The sequence below is a fragment of the Erythrobacter litoralis genome (assembly GCF_029760855.1).
Lineage (GTDB): Bacteria > Pseudomonadota > Alphaproteobacteria > Sphingomonadales > Sphingomonadaceae > Qipengyuania > Qipengyuania litoralis_A.
The window spans coordinates 332,771-355,482 of sequence record NZ_SOSI01000003.1 but is presented as its reverse complement, the minus strand read 5'-3'; the positions used below and the strand labels follow the sequence as shown (position 1 = coordinate 355,482).

The 22,712-nt window shown below is 62.7% G+C and carries 21 protein-coding genes; 9 read left to right on the top strand and 12 right to left on the bottom strand.

Going from position 1 to position 22,712, the window contains the following annotated elements; genetic code table 11:
- Positions 1-30 precede the first annotated feature (30 nt).
- A complete protein-coding gene (locus tag E3U23_RS07425) occupies positions 31-2,067 on the top strand; it encodes a S9 family peptidase (protein WP_279350598.1) in 2,037 nt (678 codons plus the stop codon).
- A gap of 59 nt (positions 2,068-2,126) precedes the next feature.
- On the opposite strand, the gene E3U23_RS07420 is transcribed toward E3U23_RS07425, so the two are convergent.
- From E3U23_RS07420 to E3U23_RS07400, 5 genes are all read right to left on the bottom strand, one after another.
- A complete protein-coding gene (locus tag E3U23_RS07420) occupies positions 2,127-3,446 on the bottom strand; it encodes a PQQ-dependent sugar dehydrogenase (RefSeq protein WP_279350597.1) in 1,320 nt (439 codons plus the stop codon).
- Between the two features lie 73 nt (positions 3,447-3,519).
- The gene (locus tag E3U23_RS07415) at positions 3,520-4,710 is read right to left on the bottom strand and encodes a nitric oxide synthase oxygenase (protein WP_279350596.1); all 1,191 of its coding nucleotides are present in this window, start codon (positions 4,708-4,710) and stop codon (positions 3,520-3,522) included.
- Between the two features lie 83 nt (positions 4,711-4,793).
- Positions 4,794-6,320 (bottom strand): B12-binding domain-containing radical SAM protein, encoded by a 1,527-nt coding sequence (locus E3U23_RS07410; RefSeq protein WP_279350595.1) that lies wholly within the window; start codon positions 6,318-6,320, stop codon positions 4,794-4,796.
- Between the two features lie 135 nt (positions 6,321-6,455).
- The gene (locus E3U23_RS07405; protein ID WP_279350594.1) at positions 6,456-6,872 is read right to left on the bottom strand and encodes a VOC family protein; all 417 of its coding nucleotides are present in this window, start codon (positions 6,870-6,872) and stop codon (positions 6,456-6,458) included.
- Between the two features lie 49 nt (positions 6,873-6,921).
- Entirely contained in the window at positions 6,922-8,688 is a 1,767-nt protein-coding gene (locus E3U23_RS07400; RefSeq protein WP_279350593.1) for a vWA domain-containing protein, read from the bottom strand.
- Between the two features lie 132 nt (positions 8,689-8,820).
- Here E3U23_RS07400 and E3U23_RS07395 point away from each other — a divergent pair, with 132 nt between their 5' ends.
- Together E3U23_RS07395 and E3U23_RS07390 are read left to right on the top strand one after the other, a co-directional pair.
- Positions 8,821-9,483, top strand: a complete 663-nt coding sequence (locus E3U23_RS07395) for a glutathione S-transferase family protein (protein WP_279350592.1) — start codon at positions 8,821-8,823, stop codon at positions 9,481-9,483.
- The gene (locus E3U23_RS07390; protein WP_279350591.1) at positions 9,450-10,334 is read left to right on the top strand and encodes a S1/P1 nuclease; all 885 of its coding nucleotides are present in this window, start codon (positions 9,450-9,452) and stop codon (positions 10,332-10,334) included. Before E3U23_RS07395 ends, E3U23_RS07390 begins: the two co-directional genes overlap by 34 nt.
- Before the next feature lie 104 nt (positions 10,335-10,438).
- On the opposite strand, the gene E3U23_RS07385 is transcribed toward E3U23_RS07390, so the two are convergent.
- On the bottom strand, positions 10,439-10,906 hold the full coding sequence (locus tag E3U23_RS07385; protein WP_279350589.1) for a cupin domain-containing protein: 468 nt from the start codon (positions 10,904-10,906) through the stop codon (positions 10,439-10,441).
- A 29-nt stretch (positions 10,907-10,935) separates the two neighbouring features.
- Between E3U23_RS07385 and dapE the strand changes: the two genes are divergently transcribed.
- Genes dapE through E3U23_RS07370 form a run of 3 tightly spaced genes read left to right on the top strand, consistent with a single transcriptional unit; the run spans position 10,936 to position 13,424 of the window.
- Complete coding sequence (dapE, locus tag E3U23_RS07380) at positions 10,936-12,072, top strand: succinyl-diaminopimelate desuccinylase (protein ID WP_279350588.1); 1,137 nt, start codon at positions 10,936-10,938, stop codon at positions 12,070-12,072.
- A 13-nt stretch (positions 12,073-12,085) separates the two neighbouring features.
- On the top strand, positions 12,086-13,165 hold the full coding sequence (locus E3U23_RS07375) for a dicarboxylate/amino acid:cation symporter (RefSeq protein ID WP_279350587.1): 1,080 nt from the start codon (positions 12,086-12,088) through the stop codon (positions 13,163-13,165).
- Between the two features lie 16 nt (positions 13,166-13,181).
- Positions 13,182-13,424, top strand: a complete 243-nt coding sequence (locus E3U23_RS07370; protein WP_279350586.1) for a hypothetical protein — start codon at positions 13,182-13,184, stop codon at positions 13,422-13,424.
- A gap of 71 nt (positions 13,425-13,495) precedes the next feature.
- On the opposite strand, the gene nth is transcribed toward E3U23_RS07370, so the two are convergent.
- Positions 13,496-14,146 (bottom strand): endonuclease III, encoded by a 651-nt coding sequence (gene nth, locus E3U23_RS07365; protein ID WP_279350584.1) that lies wholly within the window; start codon positions 14,144-14,146, stop codon positions 13,496-13,498.
- A 10-nt stretch (positions 14,147-14,156) separates the two neighbouring features.
- Positions 14,157-14,885 (bottom strand): 4-hydroxy-tetrahydrodipicolinate reductase, encoded by a 729-nt coding sequence (gene dapB, locus E3U23_RS07360; protein WP_279350583.1) that lies wholly within the window; start codon positions 14,883-14,885, stop codon positions 14,157-14,159.
- A 108-nt stretch (positions 14,886-14,993) separates the two neighbouring features.
- On the opposite strand from dapB, the gene E3U23_RS07355 reads away from it, so the two are divergent.
- Complete coding sequence (locus E3U23_RS07355; protein WP_279350582.1) at positions 14,994-15,713, top strand: NAD-dependent deacylase; 720 nt, start codon at positions 14,994-14,996, stop codon at positions 15,711-15,713.
- Here E3U23_RS07355 and E3U23_RS07350 read toward each other — a convergent pair.
- The 4 genes from E3U23_RS07350 to rpsT form a co-directional block, all read right to left on the bottom strand.
- Entirely contained in the window at positions 15,704-16,702 is a 999-nt protein-coding gene (locus tag E3U23_RS07350) for an SGNH/GDSL hydrolase family protein (RefSeq protein WP_279350581.1), read from the bottom strand. The two genes, E3U23_RS07355 and E3U23_RS07350, sit on opposite strands and share 10 nt — an antisense overlap.
- Before the next feature lie 80 nt (positions 16,703-16,782).
- A complete protein-coding gene (locus tag E3U23_RS07345; RefSeq protein ID WP_279350580.1) occupies positions 16,783-17,574 on the bottom strand; it encodes a HesA/MoeB/ThiF family protein in 792 nt (263 codons plus the stop codon).
- A 49-nt stretch (positions 17,575-17,623) separates the two neighbouring features.
- Positions 17,624-19,081: a chromosomal replication initiator protein DnaA gene (gene dnaA / locus E3U23_RS07340; RefSeq protein ID WP_279350579.1), complete on the bottom strand. Its 1,458-nt coding sequence runs from the start codon at positions 19,079-19,081 to the stop codon at positions 17,624-17,626.
- Between the two features lie 451 nt (positions 19,082-19,532).
- Positions 19,533-19,793 (bottom strand): 30S ribosomal protein S20, encoded by a 261-nt coding sequence (gene rpsT, locus E3U23_RS07335; RefSeq protein WP_279350578.1) that lies wholly within the window; start codon positions 19,791-19,793, stop codon positions 19,533-19,535.
- Between the two features lie 205 nt (positions 19,794-19,998).
- Here rpsT and msrB point away from each other — a divergent pair, with 205 nt between their 5' ends.
- Together msrB and E3U23_RS07325 are read left to right on the top strand one after the other, a co-directional pair.
- Positions 19,999-20,397 (top strand): peptide-methionine (R)-S-oxide reductase MsrB, encoded by a 399-nt coding sequence (msrB, locus tag E3U23_RS07330; protein WP_279350577.1) that lies wholly within the window; start codon positions 19,999-20,001, stop codon positions 20,395-20,397.
- Positions 20,398-20,497: 100 nt separating this feature from the next.
- Entirely contained in the window at positions 20,498-22,696 is a 2,199-nt protein-coding gene (locus E3U23_RS07325; RefSeq protein ID WP_279350576.1) for a PBP1A family penicillin-binding protein, read from the top strand.
- Positions 22,697-22,712: the final 16 nt, after the last annotated feature.

Sequence of the window (22,712 nt, the reverse complement as noted above, 5' to 3'; positions counted from 1 at the left end):
ACGTTGCCGGAAGGGAACAGGAGGTAGATTATGAAAAAGACTGCGATAGCCGCCGCTCTTGCCGGAGCCGCCATGATGCCCGGCGTCGGCCATGCCGAGCATCATGCACTTTCCGAATACGAACTGATCGACCGGTCCGAATTGTTCGGCAATCCGGTCGCTTCGCAAGGCCGCATCAGCCCCGATGGCGAATGGGTCAGCTGGATCGCGCCCGACGAAGGGGTGATGAACGTGTGGGTCGCGCCCGCATCCGATCCGGCAAACGGTAAGGTGGTTACCGATGATCGCCATCGCGGCATCTCCAATCACTTCTGGAGCACGGACAGCCGCTACGTCATGTTCGTGAAGGACAATGACGGCGATGAGAATTTCCACGTCTATGCGACCGATCCGCGCAGCGGGGAAACGCGCGACCTCACACCGGTCGCCGAAGGCGCTCGGGCGGACATTATGGGTGTTAGCAAGGATCGCCCGGGCATCATCCTTGTCGGACTGAACGAACGCAACCCCCAGCTCACCGACCTGTACGAAGTGAATATCGAAACCGGCGAGCGGACGCTGATCGCCGAAAATCCCGGCTACGCCGCATGGATTACCGACAACACCTACAAACCGCGCATGGCGCTGGCGCCTAAGCCCGACGGCGGAATGAACGCCGTGTACCTCAACGAGGATATGACGCCGGGCGAAGTATTCGCCGATATTCCGAGCGAGGATATGCTCAACACCAATGTCGTCGGCTTCTCGCGCGATAACAGTACGGTCTACATGATCGACAGCCGCGAGCGGAACCTCGCCGCCGGTATCGCCATCGACCTGACGAGCGGCGAGCGGCGCGTGATTGCCGAGCCGAGCAAGGCCGATTTGAGCGGCATTCTGACCGACAATGAAACCTACGAGCCTATCGCCTACTCGACGAATTATCTGAAAGACGAGTGGACGGCGCTGAACGACGAAGCCGCGGCCGAGATCGCGTTCCTGCAGGAGAACCTTGAAGGCGAGTTCTCGATCTCTTCGCGGACCGAAGACGATAACACCTGGATCGTCTACGAGGGCGCGGCCGAAGCGCCGGGGCAGTATTACGTATACGACCGGACGGCCGATACGCTGACGCCGTGGTTCGCGACGCGGCCCGATCTCGCTGATGCGCCGCTGCAGCCGATGCATCCGCTCGAGCTCAAATCTTCGGACGGCAAGACGCTGGTGTCCTACCTTACTCTGCCGCCGGGTAGCGATCCCGATGGCGATGGCCGGCCCGACGAAGCCGTGCCGATGCTGCTGTGGGTCCACGGCGGCCCGTGGGCACGCGATGCCTATGGCTACAACACCGTGCATCAGTGGATGGCCAATCGCGGCTATGCCGTGCTCAGCGTGAACTACCGCGGCTCGACGGGCTTCGGGAAGGATTTCACCAATGCCGCCGTCGGCGAATTCGCCGGCAAGATGCATTCCGACCTGACCGATGCAGTCGACTGGGCCGTGTCCGAGGGCATCGCGCAGAAGGACAAGGTTGCGATCGGCGGGGGCAGCTATGGTGGCTATGCGACTTTGGTCGGCGTCACCTTCACGCCCGATACCTTCGCATGCGGCGTCGATATCGTCGGCCCGTCCAGCCTCGCGACGCTGATCGAAAGCTTTCCGGAATACTGGAAGCCTTTCCTCGCGGGCACCTGGTTTCGCTATGTCGGCGATCCGTCCGACCCGGCCGCGCGCGAGGCCATGATCGAACGTTCGGCCATCAGCCGGATCGACGATATCCGCGTTCCGCTATTGGTCGGGCAGGGCGGCAACGATCCGCGCGTGACCAAGCCGGAAGCGGACAATCTCGTGGAAGCGATGCAGGCAAAGAACCTGCCCGTGACCTACATCAACTACCCCGACGAGGGGCACGGCTTCCAGAAACCTGAAAACCGGCTGAGCTTCTTCGCGGCTATGGAAGGCTTTCTCGGCACCTGCCTTGGGGGCCGCGTACAGCCCGTTGGCGACGCGTTCCAAGGCAGCTCCGGACAGGTGCTTGCCGGTGCCGAGTATATCGACGGCCTCGAGACCGTTTCTTCGGGCGGCTGATTACGCTTGCGTAAAGGGAAGGGCGCGGCATTCGTAACGGACGCCGCGCTCTTTTCGTTTCAGCCGCCGTTCGACGTCACCAGCCCTAAATTGAGGCTATCATCGTCCGCGTTCGTGAATTGCGGTTCGGGGCGATCCGTCGCCTCGTCACCGTCATATGTTATGCGGTAAATGATCCCGTTTTCATCGTCCGAAAGATAAAGAGCGCCATCCGGACCCTGAGCCATGCCGGCGAGGCGGCCCATCTGGCCCCATCCCGTCGGACTGCCACTGTCTTTCATCAGAAAACCGGTAACGAACGGCTCCATTCCGACCGGCTGTCCGTCTTCGAAATCGACCCGTAGCACTTCGAACCCCGAAGGCGGATTGCGATTCCACGATCCGCGCAGCGCGATAAAGGCGTCTCCAGAATATTCGCCCGGTAGAGCGCTAAGTGTATCGAACACCATTTGCATGGGCGCGGAATGGGGAGTGTGCAGCCCGATCGGTTCGACGCTGTCGGCGGCATATTCGCTGAAGCTGCTATCGGGCGGTGTGTCCTGCGGATTGAACCGCGACATCGCATAGACGTAGGGCCAGCCATAACGCTGACCTTCGTTCAGCCGGTTGAACTCCTCGTGCTGTTCGTTGTCGCCAAGCCAGTCGATCCCATGGTCGAAGCCGTAAAGCTGGCTGGTGGTCGGCTCGAATGCGTAGCCAATCGTGTTGCGCAGGCCGGATGCGAAGATGCGCCGGTCCGACCCATCTGGTGCGAGCGATACGATCGTCGCGTTTTCCTCGTTCGTTTCGCCGCAAGCGTTGCAGGTCGAGCCTACGGATACATACAGGCGCCCGTCCGGCCCCATCACGACCATGCGGTTGGGGTGCTGCCCACCTTCGGGGAAGCTGTCGGCGACGAGTTGCAGATCGTTTAAGGTACCGTCTGCCTGTCGTTCGGCACGGTAAAGGTCATTCACGGTCATCAGATAGATCGTATCTCCGACAATCTCGATGCCGTGCATTTCCTCTTTAGTGGCGACGACCTGCTGGATATCGGCTTTGCCGTCTCCGTCGGTATCGCGCAGCATCATTACGTCGCCTTGCGCACGGCGGGTCAGATAGACGGTGCCGTCATCCGCTACTCGCATCATTCGGGCATTTTTCAGATCGCGCGCGAAGACGTCGATGGCGAACCCATCCGGCAAAGCGAGTTTCGCCATGCGCTCTTCGCTCCACTCCAAGGGTATCGGTTTGAGAACGTGCCCGGTTATTTCCACGCCCTTGCGACCGCGATCCTCATCCGCCGAGGGTTCGCTGCTTCCGGCACCGGCTTGCGCTAATGCGGGACCGGCCGAGGCGATAAGGATGGATGAGGCAAGCAAGGCAGCGAAACGGCGCATCGAAAATCTCCGGAGAAAGCAAATATCTTCCTACCGATAGCGGGCGGTAGTGCAGGCGGTTCCCGCTCGCCTTTTACCAGGCCATGCGCTTCCAGATCTTCCAGCGGCGCATTAGGCGGTCCTTCCAGATTTGCGGACGCCTCCTGTATTCGTCGCCATACCACGGCATGAGGCGGAGCCCGTCCTCGCCGCGATTGCGGTAATAGTTCGGCACCGGGTGGAAGTTGCGCATCCGCATGTGAAACATATCGTGCGCGGAATGGGCTTGCGGCGGCACGAGCCAGCGCCAGTCGCCCGCGACACGGCGCGAGGCGCGCTGCTCGCGGGCGTGAAATTCCATGTATTGCCGCGCCGCCGTGTGATGGTCGAGAATGGTGACGCCCGCCTGCTGGTATGAGTGCAGGACCGCGCGGTTGAGTTCGGTCAGCGTTTCGTCGATCCAGAGCGGATTGAACCGGCTATGCACGATGTCCAGAGCCTGCGCGGCGTCGGCAAGCAGGTCGTATCGCTGGACGTCGGCGAAATTACGCGAGGCGATTTCCGTGCCCATGTAAAACCCGTTGAACGGGGCACAGGGATAATCGACGCCGCCGATCGTGAGGATCATGCCGCTCACAACTGGAACGGCATACCATTTGAGGCCGAGCTCTGCGAAACCGGGTCGGTCGGGATGGACGATATCGACTTCGCGGACGGAGCCGGGCCGAAGATCGTAGCGAATGCGCCGTCCCTGCCGATCCCGCAGGAACCATGGCAACAGGTCGAACTTGCCGGGCTCGCCTTCAGGTTGCCACCCCATGGACTTCGCGATCTGCGTGGCTTCGATATTCTGCCGGTCGCCCAGCCACCCGCCGCCCGGTATCTGGTGGCAGGCGTATTGCGTAATCTGTTCGCTTTCGATCCAGGCCGGCACTTGCTCCCCGGTAACAGGTGCGAAGACCGAAATGATCGAGCGAATGCGGCCATCGGCGGACGCGTTCCTCAAATGCACGTCGACCCTGTCGGCTATCGCGTCCGGCTCCGCGACCTGGCGGCAGTCGAACACTTCGAGGCTTTCCCAGAACAGGCGACCGATACATTTGCCGTGGTTGCGCCAGGCGATGCGCGCGCCATAGGCCAGTTCCTCCGGCGTATGCTCGTAATGATTGCGTTGGGACAAGTCGCGCCGGACCTCCGCCCAGCGTGCGCGGAAGGCGGCATCACCCTTCTTATTTTCATTGAAATACGCGCGAAGAAAGGCGCGGGCTTCCTCGCGCTTTTCCATCGGAGAGATCTTTCGAAGGCGGCGATGCAGCGGGCTTCCCGAGGCGGCCTGCGCCGTCCTCAACCGCGAGAAAAAAGCGCGCATTACATCAGGCCGTCGAACTGGCGGGCGGAATCGCGCAAGGGCTGGCGATTGATTTCGTAAACGGTACGAAGGGCGCGCGCCTTGGCCTTGCGATACGCCTTGGTTTTCGCTTGGCGGTTGCGATAGCGGCTGTTTCCCCGGCGATCGTCCAACCGTTCGATCTCGAACGCCCCTTCCGATCCCGCCGTATTTACGTCGTCCCATACGGGCGTATCAGGCATCAGCGTAAAGTCGTTGAAGCGGATCCGGTCGATATATTGCGCATGTTGTTCGAGAAAATCGGCGGTCGCTTCCATATCCTCCGCCGTTTCCCCCGGATAGCCTTTGAACATCGTGCACCGTAGCGAGAGGCCGGCATCGTGCGCCTCGCGCAGGAATTGGCTGTTGCGTTCCACGTTACATCCCTTGTTCGCCGCGTCGAGAATGCGCTGGCTGCCGCTTTCCAGACCGAAAGAGACACGGCGAAGCCCGCCGTCCGCCGCCATATCCAGATCGCGTTTGGACAGGCCGTTATCCTCGCGCTGATCGACGTGAACGGTCCCGATCCATTCCGCACCGGGCACGAGGCGCTGGATACGCTGGGCAATACCGCGGATCATGTCGGGCCATGAATTCAACTTCAGGTCGAGGAAGAGGAAGTTCGAGGTCGCATGCCGCCGCGCCTGTTCCTGCATTTCGAGGAGGACGCTCTCGACGCTGCGGGTCCGGAATGTCCGGCCCGATACGGAGATGACGTCGGAACAGAAGCGGCACTTGTCCCACTGGCACCCGCGGCCCGACATGATCGGGACGATGCGGTTGGGATAGCGGTCCCACGGGAAGTCGCGGTAGTCGGGTATCGGTGTATCGTCGAGCTTGCGGAGCGGCGCGGCGGGTACGGAGCGTGTGCCGTCGGGCAGGGTCACGCCGCGAAAGGCGAGCAGATTGTCGCCCGAGATAGCGGCCCGGACGAAGCCCGCGATATCGCGATCCATCTCCGCGCCGACGATCGCCGTCAGGCCTTCGATGGCGCGCCAGTTCTCCGATATTCGGCCAACATTGAACATCGGGCCACCGAGGATAACCGGTATTCCGCGCTGCCGGGCCGCCTTCGCAATTTCCTGCACGCTTTCGTACTGGCGCAGATAGGCGGATAGCAGGACGACGTCGGGCTGCCGATCAAGCGCGCGCCGCACTTCGCGCATGACGATGCCGCTGCTTTTCTCGATCCATTCGCGCCGCAGCGATCGGGCGGCTTCGCGAAAGGCGCGGAACCGGGGATGGTCGGACAGGTGGATCCGGCGCATGACATGATCGTGAAACCGTTCCTGCCGCTCACGCTGGGAGGCCGGGGCGTCGAAGGCTAAAGGCGCGAGGACATCGACTTCCAGCCCCGCATTGCGCATGCTCGCCGCAAGCAGACCGATTGCCATAGTGGGAAAACTGGCGAAGATATTGAGATCGACGATCAGCACCTTAGGCTGCGCGACGGGGCGCGAGCCCGCATCGGCAGCCACGGTAGTGAAACGGTCGATAGCGCGACCCATGAAGCCTCTTCGATTTACGCGAATTTATCTATGAGGCTCGCTGGTGAATTAAGCGTGATCAACCTTTTTGTTTAGAAATCGGGTCTTTTCCCGAAACCGATGCATCCGCGCATCCGACCCGGGGCTTCAATTCGGTTATTTGGCAAAGAGCATCGCATCGTCGGCGAAAGCCTTCATTTCGAGCGCATTACCGCTCGGGTCGCGGAAGAACATCGTCGCCTGTTCGCCCGGCTTGCCTTCAAAGCGCATGGTAGGCGGAATGATGAATTCCGTGTCGCTCTCGCGCAACCGATCGGCAAGGGCCTGCCAGTCCTCCATGGTAAGGACGACGCCGAAATGCGGTACTGGAACATCGTGCCCGTCAACGGCATTCGCGGCACGGTCACCCGCCTCTCCGCCTAGATGGGCGACGATCTGGTGGCCGAAGAAATCAAAGTCGATCCATTCGTCGGACGAGCGCCCTTCCGGGCAGCCGAGGAGCTTGCCGTAGAAGGCACGTGCTTCCGTAAGATCGCGGACGGGAAAGGCGAGATGGAAAGGGCGCAGGGTCATGGGATGCTGCGTATCCCGTCCGGTGCGCCTTTCCTATCCGAATCCTCTTTTAAGGCAGATCCCGCTCAGGCGCTTCAGGCTCCAACGTGTCCGCCTTCGCGGCGAGCATTCTGAACTGATCGCGGAGCGGCCCGGTTGCGCCGCGCTTCGCCAGGTCCGCACTGTCGGCAAACCGCCAGCCGTTCAGATGCGTGTCGCCGCGCAGTTTCTGGCCGTAGCCCGCAACGGCAATGGCAAAGGCCATGTCGCCTTGGGCCATGGCGGCGCGCTGGAGGGAGGCGGCGGGGACGATCTGCTCGATCAATAATGATTGCTCGCCGTCTGGCAATTTGTAGCGCAACCGGATCTGCGCCATTTCGCCCGAACCCGTGCCCGCTGCTTCCGGCCGCTGGTTCGCGGCATAACGTCGTTCGGGCAGCCAGCCTTTCGCGCCTGCCGGAACCACCTCGTACAGCGCCGTGACCTGATGGCCCGCGCCGATCTCGCCCGCATCGACTTCGTCGTTGCTGAAATCCTCTTCCTCCAGCGCGCGGTTCTCGTAGCCAAGCAGGCGGTATTCCGCGACATAGGCAGGATTGAACTCGACCTGGATTTTCACGTCCTTGGCGATGGTGAAGAGGGTCGAGGCAAGCTCGTCGTCGAGCACCTTGGCCGCTTCGGCCGGACCGTCGATATAGAAGTAGTTGCCGTTCCCGTGATCGGCGATCTGCTCCATCATCGCTTCATTGTAATTGCCCGTGCCGAAACCGAGCGCGGTGAGGCTGATACCGGCCTCGCGCTCGCGCTCCACCATATCGATCAACGCGTCGCGATCCGTAATGCCGACATTAAAATCGCCATCGGTGGAGAGGAGGATGCGGTTGACCTGCCCTTTCCGGAAATTCTTCCGGGCTTGGTCGTAAGCCAGTTCGATGGCAGCGCCCCCCGCGGTCGATCCGCGGGCGGTAAGTTCGCCGATAGCGTCGATCACCTTGCGCTTGTCCGATGTTGGTTCCAGCGCGACGCGCGTGCTGCCCGCATAGGTGACGATGGAGACACGATCCTCGGGCGCCAGCCGTTCCGCAGTCAACGCTAGGGCGCATTTCACCAGCGGCAATTTGTCCATTGACTGCATCGATCCGGACGTATCGACCAGGAATACGAGATTTGCCGCCGGACGCTCCGCCTGCGGCAGATCGTATCCAGCAAGTCCGATCCGCAGGATGCGTGTGTCGTCGTTCCACGGCGTCCGCGCGACATCTGCGGACACGGTGAAAGGCACGTTATCGGTTTGCGGACGCGGATAATCGTAACGGAAGTAATTCAGCATTTCCTCGGTTCGCACTGCGGCGGAAGGAGGCAGGCGGCCTTCGCCGATCATCCGGCGGACATTAGCATAGTTTCCTGTGTCGACATCGACCGAAAAAGTCGAAACGGGTGTCTCCGCGACCCGCTCGATGCCGGAAACGGGTGCACCATCGTAACGTTCGCGATTTTCCGTCTGTTGCCGCGATAGACGTTGCGCAGTTACGACAGTGACCGGCGAAGGCGAAGTTTGAACGCTTGCCGCCGGTGGCGGTGGCGGTGGCGGTGGCGGTGGTGGCGGCGGCGGTGGTGGAGGCGGAGGTGCCATTGCGGGTGATTGCAGAACCGCGCCGGTCACGACGATGTTCGCCGCATCGTCCTCATATTCGCGCATTTTTAGATACGGCGCGCAAATCTCGTCCGCACTGCGGACCGGTTCGGTCTGCGCCGCATGAGCCATCTGGACCGGCATCGCCGGCGTAATGGTCATGCCGAGTGCGGCCAGCCAAGCCGTCAATCTGCCGAAAGCCATATCTTCTCCCCTTCTTCGCAACTCTATATCTGCTTGCGCAAAAGGAAAGTACGAAACCTTAACAAGGGGTCTTCGACGTCGACAGCAGGCCGGCGAGCTCCTAAGCGCGGGCAGCAGCAAGGTGGGCAGCGCATGAAATTGATCGTCGGGAACAAGAACTATTCGAGCTGGTCGCTGCGCGGCTGGCTGGCGGCTAAGCAGTCCGGCCTGTCGTTCGAGGAAATTACCGTGCCGATGTTCGGCGACGAGTGGCAGAGCCTCCAGCAGGACGATGGCGGCACGCAGCCCTCTTCCGGCAAGGTGCCGATCCTGTGGGACGGCGAAACCGTTGTTTGGGACAGCATCGCGATCTTGGAATACCTCGCCGACAAGGTGGGGCGCGACCGGTTCTGGCCGAAAGACGATACCGCGCGCGGCATGGCACGATCGATGGTGGCGGAAATGCATTCGTCCTATCAGGCGCTGCGCCGGGAATGCCCCATGAACATGCGCAAGCGCGTCGAGGGATTGGAGCCTTCCGCGGAATGCCGGCACGACATCGTGCGCATCCTCGGCCTGTGGGCGGAGGCGCGGGCGAGGTTCGGCGCGGGCGGGCCCTTTCTATTCGGTACCTTCGGCGCGGCAGACGTGTTCTACGCGCCGGTCGTCAGTCGCTTCACCACGTACCAGATCCCCGTTCCCGGCTTCGCCGCCGCCTATATGCAGGCGGTGTGGGAGCACGAATGGATGCAGGGGTGGATCAAATCGGCTGAGGACGAAGAATGGGTTATCGAGCAATACGAAACGGTTGGCTGACGGCGCTCGCGCTGGCAGCACTGCTGTTGCCCGCATCGGCGCAAGCGTGGGGGTTCTACGCCCACCGGACAACGGCTGAGATTGCCGAAGCCAATATACGGCCCGAGACCCGCGCCGGGATCGCCAAGCTGCTGAAGGCGGCGCCGCTGCTCGGCACGCCGGACTGTCCGTTGCGCGATATCGAGGACGCGAGCGTCTGGCCCGATTGCCTGCGCGGCGAGGGCTGGCGTTGGGGTTACACCTTCGCGTGGCATTACCAGACCGAACCGATCGACGAGCCTTACGATGCGCGCAAGAATTGTAGCGGCGGTGCCTGCGTCAGTGCGCAGGTGGAGCGCAATGCCCGCATCCTTGCCGACGAGAACCTGCCCGATCCGGTGCGGCTGGAGGCACTGGCCTTCTTCGTCCATTTCGCGGGCGACATCCATATGCCGCTCCATTCCGGCGACAAGGACGATCGCGGGGGCAACGACCGAGAGACGGCCTACGGCATCGCGCCGGGCCTGAACCTGCACTGGGTGTGGGACGGCCCGCTGGCCGAACGCGCGATCAGCAGCGCACGGCCCTCGCTGGTGCGCCGCTATTCGCCCGCCGAACGGGTCGTATTGGGCGGCGGCGCGGCAGCGGATTGGGGTAGGGAGAGCTGGGAAACCGCGCGCGATTTCGTCTACCCGAACGCTTTCGATTGCGACCCCTGCGAGGGCGACCTCCCCGATGCGACGACCCTCACGCAGCAGGACATCGTCGCAGCGATCCCGGTGGCGGAGCGGCGGGTTACGCAGGCGGGCTTACGGATTGCCGAGTATCTCGATCGGGCTTTTGCGCCGGGGCCGTGGCCGGAAAGCGACTGACCCAACCCGCCTCCCCTTACCCTGTCGAAGGGTTGTCTTCACTTCTGAAACAATACGGGAAGAAGAGCGAAGCTTCGACAAGCTCGGCACGGGCGGACTGTACCTCAAGGCAGGCGTTTCGTCGCGTAAGGCGTCCCATCGCGTTTCGCATAGCCGTCCGGTCCGAACACCATGTCGATATCGGAGTAGCCGCCATGGTCCTGCTCCTTGTCGCCCGCCGAGATCGCAACGAACACGCAAGGCACCTCGCCGCGGTTGTGCAGTCCGTGGCCGTTGCGTGCACCCGCTGGAAAAGCGAGCACATCGCCCGGCCCGACGATTGTCTCCCCCTCATCCTCGATCAGCACCGCTTCGCCTTCGAGCATGACGACCAGTTCGTCCTGCCCCTCGTGCCAGTGGCGCTGCGAGGAATAGGCGCCGGGCTTCAGCGTCACATGGCTTGCCCCCATCTTGTCGAAGCCGACCACCGGCGCGAGGCGGCGATACCAGCGACCATCGACGTCCGCATCGAAGGGCGGCGGGTAGCCGGTGAGATTGGTTTGCGGGATGGCATCGAGATCGAGCTTGGGCATCGGGCGGCTCTCCTGCTAGCGCTGCGATCATGACGCAGGTTCTCGAATTCGCCAAGCGCCTGATGGCCGCCGAAAGCGTAACGCCGGCTACCGGCACCGTGTTCGACGAGATGGAGGCAATGCTTGTCGCTCTCGGTTTCGAGGTGACGCGCTTCACCCGGGGCGAGGGCGAGCGGGGCACGCCGGAAGAACCGGTCGAGAACCTCTTCGCCATCCGAAGGGGTGGGCAGGGCGGGAAGCATTTTGCCTTCGCCGGGCATCTCGACGTGGTGCCGCCGGGTGATGGCTGGACCAGCGAAGCCTTCGCGCCCGAGATACGCGGCGAGCTGCTTTACGGGCGCGGCGCGGTCGACATGAAGGGCGCGATCGCTTGCATGGTCGATGCCGCCGCCGCCGTGCCGCAGGATGCGGGTACGCTCAGTTTCGTTATCACGGGCGACGAGGAAGGCCCGGCGCTCCATGGCACCCGCGCGTTGATCGATTTCATGCGCGCCGAGGGCCATCAGCCCGACCTGTGCCTCGTGGGCGAACCGACCAGTGTGAACCGGCTGGGCGACATGATGAAGATCGGGCGGCGCGGCTCGCTCAACATTTGGCTGGAGGTGGAGGGGACGCAGGGCCACGTCGCCTATCCTCAGCTCGCCGACAATCCGATCCCGAAACTCCTCGCGATGCTCGCCGAACTCGATGCGCTGACGCTGGACGAAGGCACCGACTGGTTCCAGCCGTCCAATCTCGAAATAACCGAGATCGACGTGCCGAACCAGGCGCATAACGTCATTCCTGCAAAGGCGAAGGCACGGCTCTCGATCCGGTTCAACGACACCCATACCGGTGCTTCCTTGTCGCAGAAGGTGGCCACCATCGCGGAGAAGTACGGCGGCACCGCCCTGCCGATTATTTCCGGCGAGCCATTCCTCACCCCGCCCGGGACTTTCTCGGACATTATCGCGCAAGCCGTCGAAGCAGAAACCGGCATCGCGCCCGAACCCTCCACCACTGGCGGCACGTCCGATGCCCGCTTCCTTCGCAACGTGTGCCCAGTGATCGAGTTCGGCCTCGTCAATGCGACGATGCACAAGCGCGACGAAGCTGTGGCCATCGCCGACCTTTCCGCGCTAAGCCGCATCTACGCACGCATCGCGACAGACGTGCTGGGATCGTGAGGGGTTCGACAGAATGAAGACGTGGTTCGCCATTCCGCTGTGGCAGCGGGTGATCGGGGCTTTGATACTCGGCATCATCGTCGGCCGCCTGTGGGGGCCGGATGCCGAAAGCATCAAGATCATCGGCGACATTTTCATTGCGGCGATCAAGATGCTGGTCGTTCCGCTGATCTTCTTCAGCCTGGTGGCCGGCGTCGCCGCAATCGGCGATTTGCGCAAGCTGGGCGCGGTCGGCGGTCGGGCCATGCTGCTGTTCGTGGTGACCGGGCAGATATCGGTCTGGCTTGGCCTGTTTCTGGGTACGGTGATTGCGCCCGGAAGCGGCGTCGATACGAGCGCGATCGAGCTCGGCAGCGTTCCCGAACCCAATGAGACCACATGGCGGCAGATGGTCCTGGAGATCGTACCGCAAAGCCCGGTGCAGGTGATGGCCGACGTCAACGTGCTGCCGCTGATCGTGTTCTCGGTTCTCCTCGGCATCGGCATATTGATGGCGAAGGAAGATGGCGGACCGGTGCAAAAGGTGTTCGATTCGGGCGCCGTCGTCATGCAGAAGGTCACCATACTGGTAATGGAACTCACGCCTTTCGGTGTATTCGCTTTGATGGCGTGGGTTGCGGGGACACTCGGCTTCGATGCGCTGATCGCCTTGTCGAAACTCGTCGCCCTCAATTACGCAGGCTGCCTCCTGATCATCTTCGTGATGTATTCGGCGATGATCAAATTCCTCGCCAAGTTGCCCGTGCGCGATTTCTTTCGCGGCATCATCGATGCGATGGCGGTGAGCTATTCCACCGCTTCCTCCAACGCGACCCTGCCGGTCACCCTGCGCTGCGCGGAGCGCAATCTCGGCGTTTCGAATTCGGTAGCGAGTTTCGTGATCGCACTCGGCGCGACGATCAACATGAACGGCACCGCGATGTATCTCGGCCTCGCCACGCTGTTCGGCGCGCAGATCTTCGGGGTGGACCGGATCATGGACATGATGCGCACCACCACAAACGTCAGCGGCGATGCCGCCGTGGCGACGACGGTTGCGGTGATGACCGGCGAGATCGATACCGGCGAAATGATTTCGGCGGACGATGTCTAGGATTGCACCAAGCTGCATGGCATTCGCGATTGCGATACTTCTCGCGGGATGCTCGGTGAACGAGGCCACGGCGGACTGCAACGGAACCGTCCTGACCGTTCCGGCGGAAGGGGCCAGCCTACCGCAAGTGATGGCGCACGCCACCGCGATGGGCATGGATCGGCAGGAAGCGGAAACGCTGCTTTATCTGGAAGGCATTACGCCTCAGGCTTCGCTCGAACCCGGACGGACGATCTGCCTCGAAGGCCAGCCGGACTGACGCAGCCTACGGCAAAAAACGGGGTCGGCCGACGGCGCATTTTATCTTGCGGAGATACCCGCCAACTGAAGTCAGCGGCGCTTGGGCCGCTCAAGCACTTTCTTGCGATAGCTGCATAGGTCCACCACCGGGCAGCGCCAGCATTCCGGAGTGCGCGCCTTGCAAAGATAGCGGCCATGCAAAATCAGCCAGTGATGCGCACCGAGGCGGAAAGGGGCAGGCACGCGCTTCTCCAGTTTTGCCTCGACCTGTTCCGGTGTCTTTCCCTTGGCGAGACCGGTACGATTGCTGACGCGGAAGATGTGCGTGTCGACCGGAAACGCCTCGGCTTCGAACCAACAGTTGAGGACGACATTGGCCGTCTTGCGGCCGACGCCCGGCAGGCGGACGAGATCGTCGCGGTTCCCCGGCACCTCGCCGCCATAGTCGGCGATCAGCATTTCCGACATGGCGATAACGTTCTTCGCTTTGGAATTGAAAAGCCCGATCGTCTTGATGTGCCGCTTCAGCCCCTCCTCGCCCAGATCGAGCATCTGTTGCGGCGTTTTCACCTTCGCGAACAGTGCGCGGGTGGCCTTGTTTACGCCGACGTCGGTCGCCTGCGCGCTTAAAGCCACCGCGACGACCAGTTGGTAGGCGTTGCCGTATTCGAGTTCGGTTTCGGGGGCGGGATTGTCTTCTGCAAGGCGCCGGAAAAATTCGAAGATCTGATCTTTGGTCATGCTGCGAATGTCAAAGGTCGAGCACGTCGGTCATCGCGTAGCGACCCGGTTCACGACCGATCAGCCATTCTGCCGCGCGCACCGCGCCTCGTGCGAAAATCGAGCGGTTCTCCGCGCTATGGGACAGGGATATGCGTTCCTGTTCGCCGGCAAAGATCACCGAATGCTCGCCCGCCACGGTGCCGCCCCGCAACGCCGCGAAACCGATCGCGCCTTCGGCCCGTGCACCCGTATGCCCGTCGCGTCCGCTTTCGCGATAGGCTCCGAGGTCGATGTTGCGTCCCCCGGCGGCGGCTTCGCCGAGCAGGAGCGCGGTGCCTGAAGGCGCATCGACCTTGCGGCGGTGATGCATCTCGACGATCTCGATATCCCAGTCGGGTCCGAGCCGCTGCGCCGCCTCGCGTACCAGATGGGCGAGCAGGGTAACGCCGAGCGAAGTGTTGCCGGTTTGCAGGACCGGGATACGTTCGACCGCCTCGTCGATAAGCCGATGGTGCGCTTCGGAAAGGCCGGTCGTGCCGATGACGATGGGAATATCGGCGTCGCGCGCGGCGGACAGGTTCGCCTCGAGCGCTTGGGGGGCGCTGAAATCGACTAAGGCATCGGCGTCCTTCGCGAGTGCAGCGACGTCGTCGCCGTGATCCGCGCCTCCGACATAAATATGCTCGCTAGCTTCGATTATCTGCCGCAAGGCTGCGCCCATTGCGCCGGCACTTCCAATTATAGCCAGTCTTGCCACGCTCACCTCCGTTCGCCTGAGCTTGTCGAAGCCCCGCCTTTTCTTCTAGCGGAGGCTGTAAGGGGAAGTAGAGCCCTTCGACAAGCTCAGGGCGAACGGGAATTGCGCATGTCCAAGGCCGAAAACATCGTCATCCTCACCGGCGCGGGCATATCCGCCGAGAGTGGGATCGACACCTTTCGCGATAGCGGGGGATTGTGGGAACAGCACCGGGTCGAAGATGTCGCGACGCCCGAAGGGTTCGCTCGCGATCCCGATCTGGTCCAGCGGTTCTACGATGCGCGGCGCGCGGCGGTGCAGACGGTTGATCCAAACGCGGCGCACGAGGCGCTCGCGCGGTTGGACCGCGAATGGCCGGGAGAGTTGCTGATCGTGACCCAGAACGTCGACGACCTCCACGAACGTGCCGGTGCGAAGCGGGTCTTGCACATGCATGGCGAGCTGTTGAGTGCGCTATGCGCCCGCTGCGAGGCCCGCCATCGATGGAACGAGAAGCTGGTCGATCGGCCACCCTGTCCAGGCTGCGGCGAGACGGCGCTGCGTCCCGATGTCGTGTGGTTCGGAGAAATGCCTTACGAGATGGACCGCATCTACGCGGCCTTGCGCGATGCCGACATCTTCGCATCCATCGGGACGAGCGGCGCGGTCTATCCGGCGGCGGGCTTCGTGCGCGATGCCCGCGAGCTGGGTGCCCATACCGTCGAACTTAATTTGGAACGGAGCGGAGGCTCGCACTGGTTCGACGAGGCCCGGCAGGGCCCGGCGGGGCAGCTCGTACCCGAATGGGTGGACGAGCTGCTGGCCGGGATATCGCCGGATCAGGCGTAGGCGAGGGTGGTTTGGCGGCGGCGGGCATTGGCGCGCCGCATGGCAGCACCGGCCAGTCCGAAGCCGAGGATCATCAATGCCCATGCGTCCGGCTCCGGTACGGCGCCGGCACCGCCGGCCGCAGCAAAGCCGAACTGCGACTGGATATCGCCGAACGCCGCCGCCTGAACAGCTGCAGTCGGGTGGACGCCGTCGAACGAGAAATAGCCCGTGCAATCCGGGAAGGCCTGCGCCTGCTGGCACGTAGTCGTAAAGTCAAGGTCCGCCGGGAGGCCGAACGCGGTCGGATCAGCGGACAGACGGGTAAAGAAATCGAAGAAATCGAAATAGTTGACGTTCACGCCGTCGGAGAGAGGCAGCGCGCCGAGGGCAGTTGCGAGGTAGCCATTCGCTTCTACCGCTTGCGGTACGGCATTAGGGAAGCCAGTGATGAGAAAGTTGGTCACGCCAAGGTTGGCGAGATCGAGTACACCCTGCGCGTAAGCGTTAGCCGCCGCCATCAGGTAGGCGCTGTCGCTGTCGAAGCCGGCCGGTGAACCCGGCTGGAGCGCCGCGAAAATGTCGTTGCCGCCGAAGGTCAAGACGTAAAGCCCGGTCGGATCGACTTCGCCTCCGGCAGCGAGGAAGCCTTGATAAATACCGAGCTGTTCGCCGAGGTCCGGTACCGCGGATGTATTAATCGCCCGCGCGCCGCCGAAGGCGAAGTTCGTGCCGCCTTCCAATGAAGCCGTGGTCGGCATGTCGAACAGTTCGAGGCTCAGAAGGTCCGTATAGTCGTACCCGTTGGTGAAGCGGCCTTGAAAATAGCCGTTGGCCGAGCTTGCGACGGCGGGATTGAGGAAATTGACGTTGCCCGCATCGACGAGGGAATCGCCGAACACCGTTATCGAGGTAATATTCCGGTTCGGATCATCCGCATCCTGCGCAACAAGCGGCGCGGCGATTGATGTTACGGCAAACGAAGCCGCGAGTGCGGTGGCTTTCAGCATGGGTCTCTCCTCGGTTTTTTATAGTTAACCGGGTAACACTACGCCTTTCGTCCCATCGCGCAATAGCGCGTAATCGATGGTTAATATTTGTCCGGTTTCGGGACTCCGGACCCACATGCCTTGCAGTTCGGGTCTTTCGCGATGGCGAATTGACGCATCGCCGGGGCCATTCCGTCGAGCAGGTGCACCGTGCTCCATTGCGGCTCGCCGAAACCCCCCGTGGGATTGAGGAGAATGCGCACCGCATGCAGCGATGCGAAGGTGCCGACCCAGCCCACCATGGCGCCCAGCATGCCTTCTTCTGCGCAAGTGTCGCAATCGTCGGCATCGAAGGCATCGCCGACGAAACAGCGATAGCAGGCTTCGTGCGGCAGATGTCCGGCGAATGCGCCCACCTGCCCTTGAAAGCGACCGACCGCGGCGGAAAGGAGGGGGACGCGCTCGGCCACGCAGGCATCCGACATGGCGAGCCGGGTGGCAAAATTGTCGGTACCGTCGAGCACGAGGTCCGCGCCTTCGACCAGCGTTGCGGCGCGGTCGGAGTCGATCCGTCGATCGCTGATCGTTACATCGAGTGCCGGGTCGAACCCGGTCACCCAGCGTTTCGCCGCGACCGCCTTGCCATGGCCGATATCGCGCTCGGAATAGAGCGTCTGGCGCTGCAAATTAGTCGCATCGACCCGGTCGTTATCGACCAGCGTAAGCTTTCCGATCCCGGCGGCGGCAAGATACTGGAGGGCGGGGGAGCCGATCCCACCCAGACCCACGAGGACAAGATGCTTGCCGGCCAGCGCCACCTGCCCCGCGCCGCCGATTTCGGGCAACACGATATGGCGGGCGAACCGGTCGAGACGGTCGGGGGATAAGGGCATGAACGGCCTGTTGGCAGGCTGTGGATGCCCTGTCGATAGCTTCCGCGCGTCAGCTTTCGAGCTGGCGCAACAGGCTGCGCACATCGCCGTCCATATCCGCATCGCGTTCGCGCAAATCCTCGATCAGGCGCACGGCGTGGATAACGGTGGAGTGGTCCCGCCCGCCGAACTTGCGCCCGATTTCGGGGTAGCTGCGCGGCGTGAGAACCTTCGACAGGTACATTGCCACCTGCCGCGGACGAACGACGGCGCGCGCGCGACGCTTGCTCGACATCTCGCTGCGGTCGATCCGGTAGAACTGGCAGACGGTACGCTGAATTTCGTCGATCGTGATCCGCCGGCGATTGGCCGACAGGATATCGGTCAACTGTTCCTCGGCCAGCTGGAGCGAGACTTCCTGCCCCGTCAGCTGCGCATAGGCGATCAGCTTGTTGAGGCCGCCGCACAGCTCGCGCACATTACGCGTAATCGTACGGGCGAGAAAATCGAGCACGTCCTCCGGCACGGCAAGCGGCGCAAAGCGAGTGAGTTTGCTATGCAGGATCTTCTTGCGAAGTTCGATATCGGCGGGCTGGATATCGGCGACGAGGCCCATGCTGAGGCGGCTGAGCAGCCGCGGTTCCACCCCGTCGAGCGCCTGCGGCGCGCGGTCGGCCGCGAACACAAGGCGCTTGCCTTCGGCCAGGAGCGCATCGATCGTGTAGAGCAATTCTTCCTGCGCTGACGCCTTGCCGATGATGAACTGGATATCGTCGACGAGCAGCAGGTCGAAACTGCGCAGCCGCGCCTTGAATTCCATCATTCGTCCGGCTTTCAGCGCCTGGACGAATTCGACCATGAACCGCTCCGCGCTGCAGTAGAAGATGCGGCTGCGGCTGTGCGCCTGAAGGAAGGCATGGCCAATCGAATGCAGGAGGTGCGTCTTGCCCTGACCGGTCGCCGCCTTGAGATAGAGCGGCGAGAATTGCGGCTTCTCGTTCGCCGACATGCGCTGCGCCGCGTTGAAGGCGAGCACATTCGCTTCGCCGGTGACGAAGGCGGCAAAAGTCAGCGAGGCATCGAGCCCGATGCTCGAGGTGAAACCGGAATCCCCGATCGTATCGGCACCGATCGCATTGATCGCGCCCGAATCGTTGGCCGCGCGGCGATTGTCCGCACCGAGGCGCAGTTCCGAAACCTGCCGGCGACCGGGATGGACGCCTATGCGCACGCTGCGCACTTCGCTGCGGGCGATCTTCCAGGCGAGGCTAAGGCGGTCGGCGAAGCGGTCCTTTACCCAGTTGGCACTGAATTCGGTCGGCAGGAAAAGGTCGAGCGTTCCGGTTGCGGCATCGATCCGGCCGAGCTGGATCGGCTTGATCCACTGGCTATGGAGCTGGTGCCCCAGATCCTTGCGCAGGCCCTGGCTGATATCGGCCCAGTCCGCTGCAAGATTTACGGCTTCCAGATCTTCCATATCGTTATCGGCCTTGCGTTTGATGCCTGCAGCGTCCGATGCCTTCACCATGTTAATCCAACCCCCGGCCTCATCGGCCCCTGTCTTGCGTGAAGGGCGACCCGGCACAGCTTCGCCGTGCCCCGGAATCGCATTCCGGCGGTCGCTCCCAAAGGTAGCTTCGAATGTGGTAGCCCGGGCTGTCCCTTCCCGAGCGGTGGCCATTGTGTAGGTCGCGTTCGCGATGAGTCGCAAGGGTGGAGAACGCAAAAAATCTGAAATAAACTTGTTGACCGGGCGAAAGCCGCAGGACCCCGTTCAACCCTTTGCATTTCAACGATAAAGCCGTTTTGGCGTTACCGAATCACGGAAAAACAAAGGGTTTCCTTTCGGGCAATATGACGGAACTCTGACACCGGCTTGCGACAGCAAAAAGGGCCAGCACCGCTACGCGCGGGCTGGCCCTCATCGTTGCTTTTTAGGTAGATATACGCAGCGCCTGAGGCGCCCCGCCGATAACCAGTTAGAGTGCCGAAACGCGCTTCGACAGACGGCTCATCTTACGGGCCGCCGTGTTCTTGTGCATCACGCCACGCGCCACACCGCGAGCGAGTTCGGGCTGCGCCGCCTTGAGCGCCGTCTGCGCCTGATCCTTGTCACCCGCTTCGATCGCGGTCTCGACGCGCTTCAGATGCGTACGGATGCGGCTGACGCGCGCGCCGTTGATTTCGGCACGGGCATTGTTGCGACGGATGCGCTTTTTGGCTTGCGGCGTATTGGCCATGTGTGTCCTCGGTCGGGCCACGCAGCGAGCGTGGCGGAAATCTCGTAAATCGTCGAAAATGGCGGACGAACCGCCGGAAAGCGGCGCACTTAGCCACCGTGCGTGGATTCGTCAAGGCAAACCGCGCCGCCCCCTCGCACTCCGCACCGGAACCGCGGCGCCGGGTGCACCGTTGCCAGTTCATACCCGAAAACGGAAGAGACTTATGAGCGACAGCAAGACGATGACCGATGCCGAATGGCGCGAGAAACTGAGCCCCGAGCAGTATCACGTACTCCGCGAAGGCGGCACCGAACGGGCCTTCACCGGCAAATACGACAAGAACAAGCAGGACGGCGAATATCACTGTGCCGCCTGCGGGCAGGTCGTGTTCGAAAGCAGCGACAAATACGACAGCGGTTCGGGCTGGCCGAGCTTCACAGATCCCGCCGAAAGTGATTCGGTCGAAACGAAGCGCGACACCAGCCACGGCATGGTCCGCACCGAGGTGCTATGCGCGAATTGCGAAAGCCACTTGGGCCATGTTTTCCCGGATGGGCCGGGCGAAAGCGGGCTTCGCTATTGCATCAATTCCGCCGCGCTCGATTTCGCACCGGAGGGATAGCAGCTACTGCGCCTTCCGATATTCACCCGCCGTTACGGCTCGCCATGAAACAGCGCGGCGACTATAGGGCAGCCAGACGGTACCGGGGTGACGGCGAAGAATGGATAAGAGAGGCGATCGGCGAAAGCGATCGAAGCGTGATGGGCGCGCAAAACGCGCCGCGTCCGAGACACGGGAAGGCGGCCGCTTTGCTCGCTGGATGAAGCGGCTTTTCCTGTGGGGCGGCGCCATTGGCGCGCTCGGGCTGCTGTTCCTGGCAATCGCCGTCATCTTCGCTGCGCGCTCTTTGCCGAGCTTCTACCAATTGAAGGCGACGCAGAACGCGCAGACCATCGTCGTGCGCGCGAGAGACGGAACCGAGATCGTCGAACTCGGGCCGAGCTACGGCAAATGGCTTTCGTCGAACGAAATACCCGAAGTCATGAAGGATGCGATGATCGCGGTGGAGGATCGCCGCTTCTATTCTCATCCCGGTGTCGATCCTTACGGCCTTGGGCGGGCGCTTTATACAGCCGCAACGGACGACCGGCGCGTATCGGCAACGTCTACAATTACCCAGCAACTCGCTCGAAACGTCTTCCTCAACTCCAATCGCACGCTCGATCGCAAGCTGCGCGAAGGCGTGCTGGCGCTGGCGCTCGAATGGAAATTCTCCAAGCAGCAGATCCTCGAGCTGTACCTCAACAAGGTCTATTTCGGCGGCGGTGCGTACGGCATCGACAGCGCGAGTCGAAAATTCTTCAGCCATCCCGGCACCGATCTTTCCGTGGCCGAAGCGGCGATCATCGCCGGTCTCGTCAAGGCGCCGAGCCGCTACTCCCCGACCGCAGACGTCGACGCAGCCGTCGGGCGGGCGGGCGTGGTCCTGCGGCTGATGGAAGAGCAGGGGTACATCACGCCTGCGCAGGCGTCTGTCGATGTCTCGAACGTCAAGCTGAAGGAAGAGCCGGGGCAGAACTCGGTTCGCTATTTCACCGACTGGGCGCTGCCGCAGCTCGATCTGCTGCTGCCCGAGACCTTCGAGCCGATCGAGGTCTGGACCACGCTCGATCCCGGCATGCAGGCGGCGGCAACCGCGGCGATCAAGGCCAATTCACCGACCGGGGCGCAAGGGGCCCTGGTCAGCCTCGACCGCGACGGGGCGATCCTCGCGTTGGTGGGCGGCACGGATTACGTCGAGACGAATTACAACCGGGCCACCAGCGCGCTGCGACAACCCGGTTCCGCCTGGAAGCTCTTCGTCTATCTCGCCGCTCTCGAAGCGGGTTACACGCCGGACGACCGCGTGGTGGATACGCCGGTGACGATCGGCGGCTGGAGCCCGCGCAATTCGAGCGGACGCAATATCGGCGAGACCAACCTGCGCACGGCGTTCGCCTATTCGATCAACACGGTCGCCGCCCAGCTCGGCAACGAAGTCGGCTTCGGCACGGTCGCTTCGATGGCGCGGCGGTTCGGCATCACCACCCCGATCACGACCTATCCCTCCATGGTGCTGGGGTCGAACGAAACGCGCCTGATCGACATGACACGCGCTTTCGCGGCGATCTCCGCTGGCGGCAATTCGGTCGAGCCCTACGGCATCGTCAAGGTGACGACCGCAGACGGCGAATTGCTTTACCGCCACGAACAGCGCCGCGCGGCGCAGCTCATTCCCGATTACGTCACCGCCGGCATCACCGACCTGCTGCAGACGGGCGTGCAGACCGGTACCGGGCGGGCGGCTCAGATCGGGCGCCCCGTGGCAGGCAAGACCGGCACGACCAGTTCGAACAAGGATGGCTATTTTGTCGGCTTCTCCTCCGGCATCACAACCGGCGTCTGGATGGGCCGCGACGATAACCGCGCGGTGAGCGGATTGCAGGGCGGGCGCGCACCGGCACAGGCCTTCGCTGCCTATATGCGCTATGCCGTGAAGGATCGTCCGGTCGAGGAATTCGTCACCGAGCTCAAATTGCCCGAGTGGCAGCTGGAGCCGGACGACGAATATCTCTTCGGCGATCCCGACGACTATTACTACATCGACGAGCAGGGCAACCTGATCGAACCGGGCCGTGGTGAGGGACCGGTCGAGCAAAACCCCTATCCCGCCGATCCGAACGCTCCACCTTCGCAGGATGGGACTACGCCGCGCCCGCCCGCGCCTCCGCCGACACGCCGGGTGCCGCCGCCGCCGGGCAGCCAGGACCGCGCTGTAGATGGCGCACCGCAGGCGGTGGGCGATGACTTCCTTGACCGGGCATTGGGCCGGGGCGGCGAACCGCGCTCGCAACCTGCGCCTACTCCAACTCCGCGCTGATACGAAAAAACCCTCC